This window comes from Rhodoplanes sp. (assembly GCF_013377085.1).
Classification (GTDB): domain Bacteria; phylum Pseudomonadota; class Alphaproteobacteria; order Rhizobiales; family Xanthobacteraceae; genus Rhodoplanes.
In genome coordinates, this window is the sequence record NZ_JACAAX010000015.1 from 16,138 (window position 1) to 30,558 (window position 14,421).

The following is a 14,421-nucleotide window of genomic DNA, read 5'->3' on the forward strand; positions in this document are numbered from 1 at the left end:
CCTACTTCTTCGTCAGCATCGCCTCGAGCCGGGCGTCGCCGTGCTGGCCGGCGCGGGCCAGCAGGTCCTGCGCCTTGCCGAGCAGGTCGGCGCATTGCGCCTTCATGCGGTCCACATAGGCCGGATCCTTGATGTCCTTGAGATTGATGAGGACGTTCCACAGGCCACCGCGCACGCCCGCGAACGCGATGGTGAACCCCACCATGGTGTCGGTGATCGAGGCGGGATTGCCGTGGTGCATGGCGACCTCGGCCGCTTCCATCGCCTCGAAGCAGGCCTTGGCGGTGGACCAGGGCACGTCGGCGGCGACCATCAGCCCATGCTGCATCGCCGCCTCGCGGGCGGCCTTCTCGTCCGGCGTGCCGGCGGGCAGCCGGCGGGCTTCCATGTAGGCCGTGAAGGCGGCCGTGTCCTCGTCGACCGCCAGCACCAGCGCGTCCTTCACCCGCTGGGCCTTTTCGGCGGCCTCTCCGAGGGCGAATTCGGCGTCGGGGCTCTTGGCCTTGCCCTGGGTGAGATTGGCCACCATGGAGGCGAGTGCGGCGCCGAGCGCGCCGGCCAGCGCCGCGATCGAGCCGCCGCCCGGCGCCGGCGTGTCGCGCGACACCTCGTCGACGAAGGCGGTTCCGGTCATGCTCATCAGTCCGCCCGGATAGGATTTCGGCAGGCCCAGCACCTTCTTGTCGATCTCGAATGACGCCACGTCGGCGAGGCCCATGGAGAAAACCGCGTTCTCCAGCACGTCGGCGACCGGAACGAACGGGCTCTTGCCCTGCTGTTTCAGATAGCGCCGGCCGGCCTGATGGAGCGCCTGGAACGGCACCACGCCGACGATCTCGCTGCCGGTGACGACGAGGCCGCGGGCGGCCGCCATGGTTCGCGCCGCCTCCAGCACGTCGACCGGGCTCGTCACCTTGTAGTTGGTGAGATTGATCGAGAGCTGCGCCCGCTTGTAGGTCTCGACGTACCAGCCGATCGCCTTGCACTGCTTGAACAGCCCGGCTCGATAGACCTTCTGGCCGACCACGCCCTTCGCCGCGTCGACTCCGTTGAGCGCCAGCAGGTGGCGAAGGTCGTAGCCGTGGACCTCGCGGCAATGCGCCTCCGTCTCGGCGAAGGTCGCCCCGTCGAAATCGCAGTTGCCGCAGGGAAACCTGCCGTCCTGATAGAAGATCAGCTCGCCGGAATTGTAGAAGGCGGTCGCCTGGCCGCGGCGCGCCACCCGGCCGGTCTCGCGCAGTTCCAGCGCCATGTCGGCGGCGTGGCTCTTGTCACGGCTGTTGAGGGTGATGTTGTAGGCGATGAGGAACTCGCGCGCCCCGGTGATCAGGGCGCCGGCCTTGGGATGGAAGACCGCTGGGCCGAAATCGGGGGCCCATTGCGGATCCTTCAGCTTCTCCTCCAGTCCCTCGTACTCGCCTTTGCGGACCACCGCGAGATTGCACCGCTCGGGGCGGCTCGCGGCATGCTCGTAGAGGTAGGTGGGGATTGCCAGCTCCCGCCCCACCCGCTCGCCCAGCTTGCGGGCGAGCGCCGCGCAATCGTCGAGCGTCACGCCTTCGACCGGCACGAAGGGACACACGTCGGTCGCCCCCATGCGCGGATGGGCGCCCTGGTGGGTGGTCATGTCGAGCACGTCCGCGGCGGTCTGCACGGCCTGGAACGCGGCCTCCAGCACGGCGTCCGGGTGCCCTACGAAGGTGACGACGGTCCGGTTGGTGTCGGCGCCGGGATCCACGTCCAGCAGGCGGACCCCCGACACGCGTTCGATGGCATCGGTGATCCGGCGGATTTTCGCCATGTCCCGGCCTTCGGAGAAATTGGGGACGCATTCGACCACTTGCTGAGCCATGGAGAATCCTCGTGCTGATCGCCGCGCGGAGCGGCGCCTCGCCTGCCGCGCGCGCTGGACCATAGCGGAGGGCGCGGCGATTTTGTATGGGACAGGGCGCAGGCGAGCCTTGCCAGGCGAGCCTTGCCAGGCGAGACCGACGACGAGGCGATCATGCGGTTCGACAGGGTTTGGCGTGACGCGCGGCTGGCGACGCTCGCTCCCGACCGGCCGGGGCTCGGCCTGGTCGAGCGCGGCGCGGTGGCTGCCAGGGATGGCCGGATCGTCTATGCCGGCCCGGAGGCCGAGCTGCCGCCCGGCGACGCGGCCGAGACGGTGCGGCTCGACGGGCGGCTGGTGACGCCCGGGCTGATCGACTGCCACACCCATCTGGTCTACGGCGGGTCGCGGGCGCGGGAATTCGAGCTGCGGCTCGCCGGGGCGAGCTACGAGGAGATTTCTCGCGCGGGCGGTGGCATCGTCTCCACCGTGAAAGCGACGCGCGCCGCGAACGAGGATGAGCTGGTGTCGAGCGCCCGGGCGCGGCTCGACCGGCTCTTGGCCGAAGGCGTCACCACGGTGGAGATCAAGTCGGGCTACGGGCTCGATGCCGAGACCGAGACCCGGATGCTGCGCGCCGCGCGAAAACTCGGCGGCGAGGCGGCGGTGCGGGTCGTCACCACCTATCTGGGTGCGCACGCGACGCCGCCCGAGACGCCCGACAAGGAGTCTTATATCGCCGCCGTGTGCGATCTGATCCCGATGCTGGCGCGCGAAAAGCTCGCCGATGCGGTCGACGCCTTCTGCGAGGGGATCGCCTTCTCGCCGGAACAGACGGCACGCGTGTTCGCTGCTGCCAAGGCCGCGGGGCTGCCCGTAAAACTGCACGCCGACCAGCTCTCGAATCTGCATGGAGCAAAACTCGCGGCCGAGCACGGCGCGCTGTCGGCCGATCATCTCGAATACACCGACGAGGAGGGCGCGGCCGCGATGGCGAAGGCCGGCACCGTGGCGGTGCTGCTGCCCGGCGCCTTCTATGTGCTGCGCGAAACCCACAAGCCGCCGGTCGAGGCGTTCCGCCGGCATGGCACCAGAATCGCGCTGGCGACCGACTGCAATCCCGGCACCTCGCCGCTCACCTCGCTGCTCTTGACCATGAACATGGGCGCGACGCTGTTCCGCCTCACCGTCGACGAGGCGATCGCCGGCGTCACCCGCGAGGCCGCGCATGCGCTCGGCCTCGCCTCCGAGATCGGCACGCTCACACCCGGCAAGGACTGCGACCTCGCCATCTGGGACGTCGACACGCCCGCCGAGCTCGTCTACCGCATCGGCTTCAACCCGCTCTATGCCAGAGTGTTCAGGGGCGCGTGATGCCGAACATTCATTCGGTCATTCCGGGACGGCGCGACAGCGCCGGACCCGGAATCCAGCCAGACTCTCTGAGTGCGTTTCTGGATTCAGGGTTCGCGGCTTCGCCGCGCCCCGGAATGACCAACCAGAGGACCACACCATGACCCGCATCGACAACGCCCGAACTATCCGCGCGCCACACGGCAACGTGCTCTCGGCCAAGAGCTGGCTGACCGAGGCGCCGCTGCGCATGCTGATGAACAATCTCGATCCCGATGTCGCCGAGAAGCCGAACGAGCTCGTCGTCTATGGTGGCATCGGCCGGGCCGCGCGCAACTGGGAGAGCTTTGACCGCATCGTCGCAGCGCTGCGGGCGCTGGAGAGCGACCAGACACTGTTGGTGCAATCGGGAAAGCCGGTCGCCGTGCTGACGACCCATGCCGATGCGCCGCGCGTCTTGATCGCCAACTCCAATCTGGTGCCGCACTGGGCGACCTGGGACCACTTCAACGCGCTCGATCGCAAGGGCCTGATGATGTACGGCCAGATGACGGCCGGCTCGTGGATCTATATCGGCTCGCAGGGCATCGTGCAGGGCACCTACGAGACGTTTGCCGAGCTCGGTCGCCGGCACTATGGCGGCGACCTCGCGGGCAGATGGATCCTCACCGCCGGCCTCGGCGGCATGGGCGGCGCGCAGCCGCTCGCCGCCGTGATGGCGGGCGCCTCCTGCCTGGTCGTCGAATGTCAGCCGAGCCGCATCGAGATGCGGCTCAAGACCGGCTATCTCGACGTCAAAGCCGACACGCTCGACGAGGCCTTGGAGATCATCCGCCGCGCTTGCGCGGCCAAGACGCCGGTGTCGATCGGCCTTTTGGGCAACGCCGCCGATGTGTTCCCCGAGCTTTTCCGGCGCGGCGTCAGGCCGGACGCCGTGACGGACCAGACCTCGGCGCACGATCCGGTCAACGGCTATCTGCCCAAGGGCTGGACGCTGGCCGAGTGGGAGGCCAAGCGCGAGAGTGATCCGAAAGCCGTCGAGCACGCGGCCAAGCGTTCGATGGTCGAGCACGTCCAGGCGATGCTCGACTTCCATCGCGCCGGCGTGCCGACCGTCGACTACGGCAACAACATCCGCCAGATGGCGCAGGACGAAGGCCTCGTTGACGCCTTCGCGTTCCCGGGCTTCGTGCCGGCCTATATTAGGCCGATGTTCTGCCGCGGCATCGGCCCGTTCCGCTGGGCCGCGCTGTCCGGCGATCCCGCCGACATTTTTCGCGCCGACGCGGCGGTCAAGGAACTGCTCCCGAACGACCGCCATCTGCACAACTGGATCGACATGGCCCAGAAGCGGATAAAATTCCAGGGCCTGCCGTCGCGCATCTGCTGGCTCGGGCTCGGCGACCGTCATCGCGTCGGCCTCGCCTTCAACGAGCTGGTGGCGAAGGGCGAGATCAGCGCCCCGATCGTCATCGGTCGTGATCATCTCGATTCAGGCAGCGTCGCAAGCCCCAACCGCGAGACCGAGGCGATGCTGGACGGCTCGGACGCCGTGTCCGACTGGCCGCTGCTCAATGCGCTGGTCAACTGCGCGAGCGGCGCCACCTGGGTGTCGATCCATCACGGCGGTGGCGTCGGCATCGGCTACTCGCAGCATGCCGGCATGGTGATCGTCGCCGACGGCACGCCGGAGGCGGCGCGACGGCTCGCGCGCGTGCTGTGGAACGACCCGGCGACCGGCGTCATCCGCCACGCCGATGCCGGCTACGAGACCGCGCAGGCCTGCGCCCGCGAAAAGGGCCTGATCATGCCGAGCCTGGAGTGAGGCTTGCGCCATAGCCTCATCGACGGGCAACACGCCAGCGATCGTCATCGTCCGCGCAGGCGGACGATCCAGCAGTCGCCGTCGCCGGAGATTGGACCGATGCGTCACGGCGTACTGGATGCCCCGCCTTCGCGGGGCACGACGGCGGGGAGGGGGGTGCCATGCAGCAGTCCCATCTGCGCCGTCCATGTACGGCCGCCCCCTCACTTCGCCTCCAGCCGCTCCTTGGCCGGGGCGTAGCCCTGGGCGGCGGCCTTGCGGTAGAGGGCGAGGGCCTGCTCCTCGTCCTTCTCGATGCCCTCGCCGTCCTCCAGCGCGACGGCCAACGTGTATTGGGCCGGCGCATAGCCCTGATCGGCGGCGCGGCGGAACCACGTCAGCGCCGCAGCGGTGTCCTCGTCGACGCCACGGCCGCTCGCATGCATGTTACCGAGCCTCGTCTGGGCGACCGGGTCGCCCTGCTCGGCCGCCTTGCGGAACCAGCGTGCCGCCTCGCCGTCGTCCTGGGCAACGCCGTCGCCGGCCTCGTACAAGCGGCCGAGGCTCGTCTGCGCCGGCGCATGCCCGCGCTCCGCCGCCTCGCCGTACCAGCGCGCCGCGATGTCCGGCTCCTTGCTGGCCTCGTAAGCGCGCCCGAGCTGAAAACGGAAGCGCGCCACCTCGGGAAACAGCGTCTTGGCCTTGAAGCAGGCGGCGATCGCCTTCTTGGGGACGATCCGGTCGATCGGCACGCCGGGCGCCTTGCGCTGCGGGTCGTCGGCACTCGCCGCGAGACTGTCGCAGTCCATCGGCGGGGCATCCTGCGCGATCGCGGCCGTCGCGACTGCGATACAGCAGCACAGCAGGGCGAATACTCGCGTCGGGACGACGACTCTGGTCGGCATGAGGGGTCTCGCGGCGCGGCTCCACGGTCGGTCGATGAACCGTGACGTTGCCGAGATCGCCTCTCCGCCGTCGTTGATCTGTCTCAACGGAACCGAGCTGCCGACCGTGCGCCGCGCCAAGCCGCGGCGAGGCCGACGGTCAGGACGCCGGATCCTCGAAGGTCAGCCCGAGCAGCGGGGCGTGCTGCTGCGCCCCGTAGACGTCGGCGTCGCCGATCGCGCCCGAGGCGAGCGGCCGCTTGAGCGTGATCTTGAGGGCATTGGCGGGGTCGAAGGCGACGATGGAGATAACATCCTCTTCGGTCACGCCGTAAAGGGCAGCGATCCGGGCTGCGCTGATCGCGCCGCTCTGGCGGACGCGCTGGTACCACGCGGCGTCGCGGAACATGATGTCGAGCGTCAGCTCGAACGGGCCGGCGTTCTTCGAACGGATCACGCCGGCGATGTCGACGAGGCGGACCGTGCTCATGGCTTGACCTCCGCGACGGCGGCCCCGCGGCCGACCTCCTCGATCCGGATCGGAAACGGTGCACATGGGTCGTCGATCCCGGTCAGCAGGTGATAGACGCTGAAGCGGAACACCTCGCCGGCCTGGAAGTCGGAGGGCGAGTACGGGAAGGCGAGATTGCCGGCGGTGGAGACGCGGCCAGGATAGCCCCAGTGCAGCAAGCTCGCACGGGCGAAGCTGACCACGGTGTCGGCGATCTCCTGGCTGGCGGCGACGGCCTCGATCACCAACCCGAGCTCGTGCGGCGTCGCGGTGTCGCGCAGCGGCTCGCTGCGCCCCATCACGCCGTCGCGCCCGTAGAGCCGGAACAGCAGCCGGTATGCGCCGGGATCGAGCGTGCGGGCGAAATTCTCGGCCACACGCCCGCGCACCGCGTCGAGGATCGAGTCGACCTGCGCGATGAAGGACGGGTCCCGCACGCCGGCGATCGACACGGTGCGGAAGCCCGCCAGCGCCGCGCCCTCGATCTTGAGCGTGTAGGGCTTGCGCACCATACGGCTGCCGGTGACCCGCACGGTGCGGTCGTCCTCTTGCGTGAACGCCGCCGCCGTCAGGTCGAGCACGCCGCCCGGGCCCGGCAGGCGATATGGATCGCTCTTTTCGTAGAGCGTGTGGGCCGCGACGGAGACCACCGTGCAACGCCGCTCGGGCGCGAGGGGCTCGACCAGGAAGTGATCGGGCCGCAGCGTGCCGAGCATGCAGTCGCCGCCTGATCCCGGCACGGCCGCGATCGCGGCGCATTCGAGGATCTTTCCGAGATGCACGGCAAGCCCGGGATCGAAGCCGTGCATCAGCGGCACGGCTGCGAACACGGCGGGATCGTAGGCCCGGCCGGCGACGATCACGTCGGCGCCGGCCCGCAGCGCGGCGATCAGCGGCTCGACGCCCATCTGGGCGACCAGATGGGTGGAGGCGCGGATGTCGTCCTCGCTCGCCTCCGGTCCGGGCGGCAGCGGCGCCAGTCGGCCCGCCCGGTGCGCCGCCAGCAGCGCGTCCGGGTCGATGTCGGCCGGGATCACGGCGAGCCGGAACGAGAGGCCCTCCTCGTCGGCGATCTCGCGCACGATCGACAGCGTCCAGTCGAGATGCGGCTGCGCCCCGCAGCCGCCCGCCGTGCCGACGATCACGGGAATGCTCCGCCCGCGACCTGCGATCAGCATCAGGCGGAGGTCGCGCTTCACGGCGGCGCGGTCCGTGAACGGCACACCGGCGCCGAGATAGTACGGCCCCGGGTCGGACGAGCCGGCGTCGACCGCGATGACGTGCGGATTGCGCGCGAGCCCCGCCGCGAAGGACGACTCCGGGAAGCCGTAGCCGAGGATCGCGGTCGGCGAGAGGATTCTCAGCTCGTCCGGCGGGGAGGTGATCATTGTTCGTGCTCTCACAAGGCTTGTTATTGGATCGTCCGGTCGGGAGACGGTCGGCCGCCGTCACTCCACCTTGGCGCCGGCGGTCTTCACCACCTCGGCCCAGGCGGCGAGGTCGGTGTCGAGCAGGGCGGCGAGCTCCTCCGGCGTGCCGGTGACGATGGTGGCGCCCTGCGCCTTCAGCTTCTCCTGGACGCCGGGGTCCTTCATGGCCTGCACGGCCGCCGTATGCAGCTTGTCGCGGACCGTCTTCGGGAGCCCCCTCGGCGCGAACAGCGCGACCCAGAGGTCCGCCGCGAAGCCCGGGAGCGTCTCGGCGATGGCCGGGATGTCGGGCGCCGCCGGCGTCCGCTGCGCCGAGCTCATCGCCAGCGCCTTGAGCGACTTGCCCTGCAGATGCGACATCACCGAAGGCATGCTGGCGAAGCCGAGCATCACATGGCCGGCCACCATGTCGTTGATGGCCGGGGCGACGCCGCGGTATGGCACGTGGGTCAGCGGAATGCCGGCGCGGCTCTTGAGCATCTCGCCGAGCAGGTGGTTGAGGGTGCCGTTGCCGGCGGAGGCGTATTGCAGCGGCTGAGTCGCGGCCTGCTGCTTGGCGAGCGTGATCAGCTCGGCGACCGTGTTGGCCGGCAGCGAGGGATGGGCCACCAGCACGTTCGGCACGGTGGCGAGCAGCGTGATCGGCTCGAAGTCCTTGACCGGATCGAAGCCGAGCTTGGCGAACAGGGACGGGTTGATGGCCTGGGTCGACGAGATGGTGACCAGCAGCGTGTAGCCGTCCGGCGCGGCGCGGGCCGCCGAGGCGGTGCCGATGTTGCCGCCGGCGCCCGGCCGGTTCTCCACCACGAAGCGGGCCTGGCCGAGGATCTCGCCCATCTTGTCGGCGAGAACGCGCGCGACGATGTCGTTGGTGCCGGCCGGGGCCTGCGGCACGACCACGGTGACGGGACGGGCGGGGTAGACCTCCTGCGCCGGTGCCGGGGTGCCCGGCACGGCGGCGGCGAGCGTCACGCCGAGAAGCGCGGCGCCGGCCAGGGCCGCACGGCGTGTCGGTACGAAAACGTCGGTCATGAAAAATCCTCCCTGGTTGCGAGTCGGCGATCTCCGCCACCGGATGAAACCGAGGGTAGGCGGCCGGCACGGCGGGCGGGAAATACCGTCTCGCTCTGCGGGCCATAAGGCCGGTTTATGGCTCGCGCAGCCGGACGCCCCGCCAGGCGCCCGCCTCGACCCGTTCGCGGGTGAGGGCGACCAGGATGTCGTGCACGGCTTCCGCCGCGGCCGTGCGGGCCGCCGAGGCCAGTCGGCACAGGCTCACGGGACGCGCCACCGCCGGCTCGACCAGGCGGCGATGCGCGAGCGTCACGCCGGCCGGCAGCGCGGCGAGCGCCGACCACGGCAGCACCGTGCAGGCGAGCCCGTCGAGCGCGGCGGAGAGCAGCAGCGGCAGCGAGTCGATGTCGGCGATCACGGTCGGCGGTTCGGCGTCGGCCTGGGCGAAGGCGCGATCGACCAGGAGCCGCAGGCCCTGGCCGCCGCTCGGCAGCACCAGCGGCACGCCGGAGAGCGCGGCGACCCGCAGGGTCGCCTGCGTCGCCTCGCCTGCGTCGCCGGCCTCGCCGGGGACGTCGTCGCCGGGCACCGCGCCCATCACGAACAGATCCTCGTCGAGCAGCGGCTCCACTGCGACGTTCGGCGTCTCCACGTCCCGGTACAGCACCGCGAGGTCGAGCCGGCCGTTGGCCAGAAGCTCGGCCAGGTAGCCGCTCATCGATTCGAACACCTGCAGCCGGATGCCCGGATGCTGGTCGCGCATGCGGCGCAGCAGGGGCGCGGCCAGCATGGCCGCGACCGTGGTCGGCAGCCCGACCGCGACCGTGCCGGTGGCGCCGCCCTGCGCCCCGTGGAGCACCTCGGCGCGCGCCTCCTCGAGCTGGCGCAGCACGAGCCGGGCATGGCGGTAGAGCGCCTTGCCGGCCTCGGTCGGACGCACGCCCTGCGGGCTGCGCAGCAGCAGCGCGGTCTTCAGCTCGGCCTCGAGCCTCGTCATCCGCTGGCTCAGCGCCGGTTGCGCCACATGCAGATGCGCCGCCGCGCGGGTCAGGCTGCCGAGGTCGACGATGATGACGAAGGCGCGGAGCTGGCGAATGTCCATGATGGCCGGTCGGTTCGAGGACGCCGCGAGCCTAGAGCGTTTTCGAGCGAAGTGGGAACCGGCGAATCAAGTCGGCGGATTGCCGCGCGGTTTCGGCCCGAGCGGGCTGCGGCCCACCAGCAGCACCGCGAGATTGAAGCCGACCGCGACGGCGAGTGCGAGGGAGAGGCCGAGCCAGACGCCGGCGAGCGGCACGGTGAGATGGATGGTCAGGCAGGCGGCCGTGAAGCCGACCAGGCCGATCAGCGCATTGGCGATGATGGCGGCCGTCGCCGGGCCGCCGAGCCGCGGCTGCAGGATGATGACGAAGCTCAGCAGCACGATCGGAAAGGCCGAGAGCAGGCCGGTGACGCCGGTGCCGAGCCGCTCGCTCATGGTGACGACGAAGCCGACCAGGCTCGCCACCATCAGGGCACGGGCCGGCACGTCGTACCAGCGCCGCCGCGTCAGCGGGATCCTGGCATGCCGATAGGGCGCCGCCAGCACGACGCAGCCGATCAGCACGGCGAAGATCACGATCACGGCCGGCCATGTGGTCCATGTCACCGCCTGCACGGCGAAGCCGGCGACCACCCAGACGGCGAGCGCCCCGGCGGCGCTCGCGACAATCCCGTGCCGCTGCGCCAGCCACACATAGGTGAGCGCGAACAGGCCGTTCCCGGCATTGGCCGTGACGCTCGCCAGCGCACTCGCGGCGATGAAGTCGGCGCCGTGGTCGAGGGCCAGGAACACATAGGCCGGCCCGGCCGAGGTCGGCAGCGTCGCGATCATGGCGCCGAGCAGCGCCCCGGCCCGCTCGGCCACCACGGTGGCGATCACCACGATCAGCGCCGTGACCGCCATCTTGCTCGCGAGCGGCAGCAGCACCTGGAGGTCGGGGGACATGGCACGTGAACCGGGGGCGGGGTGGGCGCGGCCTGCGCCCGGCTACGGCGGGCGGCGGCCTCAGGCGCGATCGAGACGGACGGCGACGCGCGGCCCGTTGCGGATGGTCTGGTAGACCACGCAATAGCGCTCGGTCAACTTGAGGAGCTGGTCGAGCTGCTCCTGCGGCGCGTCGGTATCGACCGTGAAGGCGAGGCGGATCTCGGCGAAGCCGACCGGCGCGTCCTTGGCGACCCCGAGCGTGCCGCGGAAATCGAGATCGCCCTCGGCCGCCACGGTGCCGCTCTTCAGCGGAATGGCGAGCGCGGTCGCCACCGCCTTCAGGGTCACACCCGCGCAGGCGACCAGCGCCTCGAGCAGCATGTCGCCGGAGCACAGCTCGAGGCCGGTGCCGCCGGTCGCCGGATGCAGGCCCGCGACCGCCAGCGCCCGCCCGGTCTCGACCTTGCAGGCGACATTGCTGTCGTCGAGTGTCCCCCTGGCCTTCAGGGTGATCATGGCGGCGGCGGGGTCGGCCTTGTAGCGGTCCTTGATCGGGGCCTGCAGGGCCCGCAGCTCGGTCGCATCCATCGGGTCGGGTCTCTTCTGTCGGGGGCACGAAAGGGCTCGCACGTTACAGACCGCGGCCGCGTGCGCAAGGGGTGCAGGTGCCGGTCTCTAAATCATTGCGAATGCGTGCAGTTTGACTGAGCCCTCACATTCCGTCACTTTAGATGAAACCGTTTCGGATTTCTCCGAGCCATCACGAAGCGCCGTTTTCCGACGCCGTCCGTCCGCCACGTTTCGATGCTGTGTTCAGGGTTTCCGGAATGACAGCGCAAGGCGCGGACGCCGAACCCTCCGACACCGAACCCGAACGAGTCGACATCATCACAAGGACCTTCCAATTCCTCGCCGGCGGGGGCGAGATGGGCGCGCTCATGCGGGCCCACGACTGGACCCGCTCGCCACTCGGGCCGCCGGAGCGTTGGCCCGACGCCCTCAAGATGGCGGTGAGCATTTGCTTGAACTCGCGCTTCCCCATGCTGATCTGGTGGGGGCCCGATTTCGTGATGCTCTATAACGACGCCTACCGGCCGATCCTCGGCATGACCAAGCATCCGGCCAGCCTCGGCCGCCCGGGGCGCGTCATCTGGCCGGAGACCTGGAGCATCACCGGGCCGCAGCTCGACAGCATCTGGCAGGGCGAGGCGACCTGGTCGCACGACGTGCTGCTGCCGCTCGACCGCAACAATTATCTGGAAGAAGCCTACTTCACGTACTCCTACAGCCCGATCAAGCACGCCGACGGGCGGATCGGCGGCGTCTTCACGGCCGTCACCGAGACCACCGAGCGCGTTTTGGGCGAACGCCGCCTGCGCATCTTGCGCGAGCTCGCCTCCCAGACGGCCGAGGCCCGCACGGTCGAGCATGCCAGCCGCCGCATCATGGACGTGCTCGGCGCCAACAATCCCGACATCCCGGTCGCGCTCCTGTATCTGGTCGACGAGGAGCGCTCGGTGCTGCAGGTCGCCGGCGCCTGTGGGGTACCGGCCGAGAAGTATCCGGCCGAGGTCGGCTTCGACGACGACGATCCCTGGTGCGTCGCCCGGGCGATCCGCGCGGCCGAGCCGGTGCTGCTCGACTATCTGCCGTTCCGCTTCGGCTCGCTCACCGGCACGGTGTGGCCCGAGCCGGTGAAGCGCGCCCTCGTGCTGCCGGTGCCGCGGCTCGGCGTCGCCGGCGCCGTGTGCGGCGCCGTGGTCGTCGGCATCAATCCGCGCCGTGCCCTCGACGATGACTATCGCGGCTTTCTCGAGCTCGTCGCCGGCCATGTCGCCACCGCGATGTCCAATGCCCGGGCCACCGAGGAGGAACGCCGCCGCACCGACGAGCTCGTCCGGTTGGAGGCGCGCTTCCGCGACCTCGCCGATTCGGCGCCCGTGATGATCTGGCTGTCGGACCCGGGCGGGCTGTGCACCTGGTTCAACCGTCCCTGGCTCGTCTTTACGGGCCGCGGCCTGGAGGACGAGCTGGGCGAGGGCTGGCTCGCCGGCGTCCATCCCGACGACCGCTCCCGCTGTGCCGCCGTCTACCGCTCCGCCCTCGATCAGCGCGAGCCGTTCCGCGTCGAGTTCCGGCTGCGCCGGCACGACGGCGAATGGTGCCAGGTCGACGACACCGGCGTGCCGCACTACGCCGCCGACGGCGCCTTTCTCGGCTTCATCGGCTCCTGCGTCGACGTCAGCGGCGCGCGGCGCTTCGAGGCGGCGCTGCGCAAGAGCCGCGAGGATCTCCTGCGTCTCAACGAGACTCTGGAGACGCGGGTCGCCGAGCGCACCGAGGACATCGCCGCCGCCAACCGCCAGCTCCTCGCCCAGATCGAGGAGCGCGAGCAGGTCGAGGCGACGCTGCGGCAGATGCAGCGGCTCGACGCGGTCGGCCAGCTCACCTCGGGCGTCGCCCACGACTTCAACAATCTGCTCACCGTCATCCTCGGCAATGCCAGCTATCTCGAGAAGCTGTGGGCGGAGGCCGACGATCCCAAGTTGATGCGGCGGATCACCCATATCCGCATCGCCGCCGAGCGCGGCGCCAAGCTGATCGCCCAGCTCCTCGCCTTCTCGCGCCGGCAACGACTCGAGCCCTGCGCCCTCGACCTCAACGAGACCGTCGGCAAGATGCACGAGCTGCTCGCCACCACGATGGGCGGCGGCATCGAGCTCGAGACCGTGCTCGCTCCGACGCCGTGGGCCGCGCTGGTCGATCCGACCCAGCTCGAGCTCGTCGTGCTCAATCTCGCGATCAACGCCCGCGACGCCATGCAGGTCGGCGGCCGTCTCACGGTGCGCACCGCCAATGTCGTGCGCGGCGATCCGCAGCGGCCGGAGCAGCCCGCCGCCGGCGAGTATGTCGAGCTCGCCGTGGTCGACACCGGCACCGGCATGGCGGACGAGGTGCTGGCCAAGGCGTTCGAGCCGTTCTTCACCACCAAGACGGTCGGCAAGGGCTCCGGCCTGGGGCTCTCCCAGGTGTTAGGCTTCGCCAAGCAGTCGGGTGGCGGCGTCGCCATCGAGACCGTGGCCGGGCAGGGCACCACGGTGCGGGTGTTCTTTCCGCGCGCCCCGGTCACCGACGAGGCCGACGCCTCGGCCTCGCCCGACGCGCCCGCCGGCGCGGCGGCGTCCGCCTGCGTGCTCGTGGTCGACGACGACGACGACGTGCGCCACATCACGGCGTCCATGCTGGAGGGGCTCGGCCACCGGGTGGTCGAGGCGGGCAGCGGCGGCGCCGCGCTGGAGCGCCTCGCCGCGCGCGACGATATCGACATCGCGCTGATCGACTTCGCCATGCCGGGCATGAGCGGCCTCGATCTCGCCCGGGAGGCGCGCATGCGCCGCCCGGCGCTGCCGATCGTGTTCATCACCGGCTACGCCGACTCCACGGTGCTGGCCGGCGTTCGCCACGAGCACATCCTGCGAAAGCCGTTTCTCGACGTCGATCTCGACCGCCGTATTCGCGCCACACTCGCCAACACGCGGGCCGGCAGCCTCGATGCGCTGATGTCGACGCCGCGGTGACACGCTTTCAACGGGACCCGCGCATGCCGGGCCTGTCGGGACACCGT

At 70.3% G+C, this 14,421-nt stretch carries 11 protein-coding genes; 3 read left to right on the plus strand and 8 right to left on the minus strand.

Annotated elements, in window-relative coordinates; all coding sequences use genetic code 11:
• Position 1 precedes the first annotated feature (1 nt).
• The gene (gene ftcD, locus HXX10_RS12560) at positions 2-1,852 is read right to left on the minus strand and encodes a glutamate formimidoyltransferase (RefSeq protein WP_296522598.1); all 1,851 of its coding nucleotides are present in this window, start codon (positions 1,850-1,852) and stop codon (positions 2-4) included.
• 153 nt (positions 1,853-2,005) lie between these two features.
• Here ftcD and hutI point away from each other — a divergent pair, with 153 nt between their 5' ends.
• Together hutI and hutU are read left to right on the plus strand one after the other, a co-directional pair.
• Complete coding sequence (gene hutI / locus HXX10_RS12565) at positions 2,006-3,205, plus strand: imidazolonepropionase (protein WP_296522599.1); 1,200 nt, start codon at positions 2,006-2,008, stop codon at positions 3,203-3,205.
• Between the two features lie 139 nt (positions 3,206-3,344).
• Entirely contained in the window at positions 3,345-5,009 is a 1,665-nt protein-coding gene (gene hutU / locus HXX10_RS12570) for a urocanate hydratase (RefSeq protein WP_296522600.1), read from the plus strand.
• 203 nt (positions 5,010-5,212) lie between these two features.
• On the opposite strand, the gene HXX10_RS12575 is transcribed toward hutU, so the two are convergent.
• The 7 genes from HXX10_RS12575 to HXX10_RS12605 all read right to left on the minus strand — a co-directional run bounded on the left by HXX10_RS12575 (position 5,213) and on the right by HXX10_RS12605 (position 11,384).
• Positions 5,213-5,893 carry a tetratricopeptide repeat protein gene (locus HXX10_RS12575; protein ID WP_296522601.1) on the minus strand — a complete coding sequence of 227 codons (681 nt, stop codon included), beginning with the start codon at positions 5,891-5,893 and terminating at the stop codon, positions 5,213-5,215.
• A 139-nt stretch (positions 5,894-6,032) separates the two neighbouring features.
• Positions 6,033-6,362 (minus strand): DUF4387 domain-containing protein, encoded by a 330-nt coding sequence (locus tag HXX10_RS12580; protein ID WP_296522602.1) that lies wholly within the window; start codon positions 6,360-6,362, stop codon positions 6,033-6,035.
• Entirely contained in the window at positions 6,359-7,771 is a 1,413-nt protein-coding gene (locus HXX10_RS12585; protein WP_296522603.1) for an acyclic terpene utilization AtuA family protein, read from the minus strand. The genes HXX10_RS12580 and HXX10_RS12585 overlap by 4 nt, the downstream gene beginning before the upstream one ends.
• Positions 7,772-7,831: 60 nt before the next feature.
• On the minus strand, positions 7,832-8,845 hold the full coding sequence (locus HXX10_RS12590) for a tripartite tricarboxylate transporter substrate binding protein (protein ID WP_296522604.1): 1,014 nt from the start codon (positions 8,843-8,845) through the stop codon (positions 7,832-7,834).
• Between the two features lie 115 nt (positions 8,846-8,960).
• Complete coding sequence (locus tag HXX10_RS12595; RefSeq protein ID WP_296522605.1) at positions 8,961-9,929, minus strand: LysR substrate-binding domain-containing protein; 969 nt, start codon at positions 9,927-9,929, stop codon at positions 8,961-8,963.
• 66 nt (positions 9,930-9,995) lie between these two features.
• Positions 9,996-10,814 carry a hypothetical protein gene (locus HXX10_RS12600; protein ID WP_296522606.1) on the minus strand — a complete coding sequence of 273 codons (819 nt, stop codon included), beginning with the start codon at positions 10,812-10,814 and terminating at the stop codon, positions 9,996-9,998.
• 60 nt (positions 10,815-10,874) lie between these two features.
• Complete coding sequence (locus tag HXX10_RS12605) at positions 10,875-11,384, minus strand: OsmC family protein (RefSeq protein WP_296522607.1); 510 nt, start codon at positions 11,382-11,384, stop codon at positions 10,875-10,877.
• Positions 11,385-11,623: 239 nt separating this feature from the next.
• Between HXX10_RS12605 and HXX10_RS12610 the strand changes: the two genes are divergently transcribed.
• The gene (locus HXX10_RS12610; RefSeq protein ID WP_296522608.1) at positions 11,624-14,374 is read left to right on the plus strand and encodes a response regulator; all 2,751 of its coding nucleotides are present in this window, start codon (positions 11,624-11,626) and stop codon (positions 14,372-14,374) included.
• The last annotated feature ends 47 nt before the right edge of the window (positions 14,375-14,421 follow it).

Bases quoted from the DNA above. Each gene is read 5' to 3' on its own strand.
- HXX10_RS12595 (WP_296522605.1), bottom strand. From the start codon at position 9,929: ATGGACATTCGCCAGCTCCGCGCCTTCGTCATCATCGTCGACCTCGGC.
- HXX10_RS12610 (WP_296522608.1), top strand. From the start codon at position 11,624: ATGACAGCGCAAGGCGCGGACGCCGAACCCTCCGACACCGAACCCGAA.
- HXX10_RS12590 (WP_296522604.1), bottom strand. From the start codon at position 8,845: ATGACCGACGTTTTCGTACCGACACGCCGTGCGGCCCTGGCCGGCGCC.
- hutI (WP_296522599.1), top strand. From the start codon at position 2,006: ATGCGGTTCGACAGGGTTTGGCGTGACGCGCGGCTGGCGACGCTCGCT.
- HXX10_RS12605 (WP_296522607.1), bottom strand. From the start codon at position 11,384: ATGGATGCGACCGAGCTGCGGGCCCTGCAGGCCCCGATCAAGGACCGC.
- HXX10_RS12600 (WP_296522606.1), bottom strand. From the start codon at position 10,814: ATGTCCCCCGACCTCCAGGTGCTGCTGCCGCTCGCGAGCAAGATGGCG.
- HXX10_RS12585 (WP_296522603.1), bottom strand. From the start codon at position 7,771: ATGATCACCTCCCCGCCGGACGAGCTGAGAATCCTCTCGCCGACCGCG.
- HXX10_RS12575 (WP_296522601.1), bottom strand. From the start codon at position 5,893: ATGCCGACCAGAGTCGTCGTCCCGACGCGAGTATTCGCCCTGCTGTGC.
- hutU (WP_296522600.1), top strand. From the start codon at position 3,345: ATGACCCGCATCGACAACGCCCGAACTATCCGCGCGCCACACGGCAAC.
- ftcD (WP_296522598.1), bottom strand. From the start codon at position 1,852: ATGGCTCAGCAAGTGGTCGAATGCGTCCCCAATTTCTCCGAAGGCCGG.
- HXX10_RS12580 (WP_296522602.1), bottom strand. From the start codon at position 6,362: ATGAGCACGGTCCGCCTCGTCGACATCGCCGGCGTGATCCGTTCGAAG.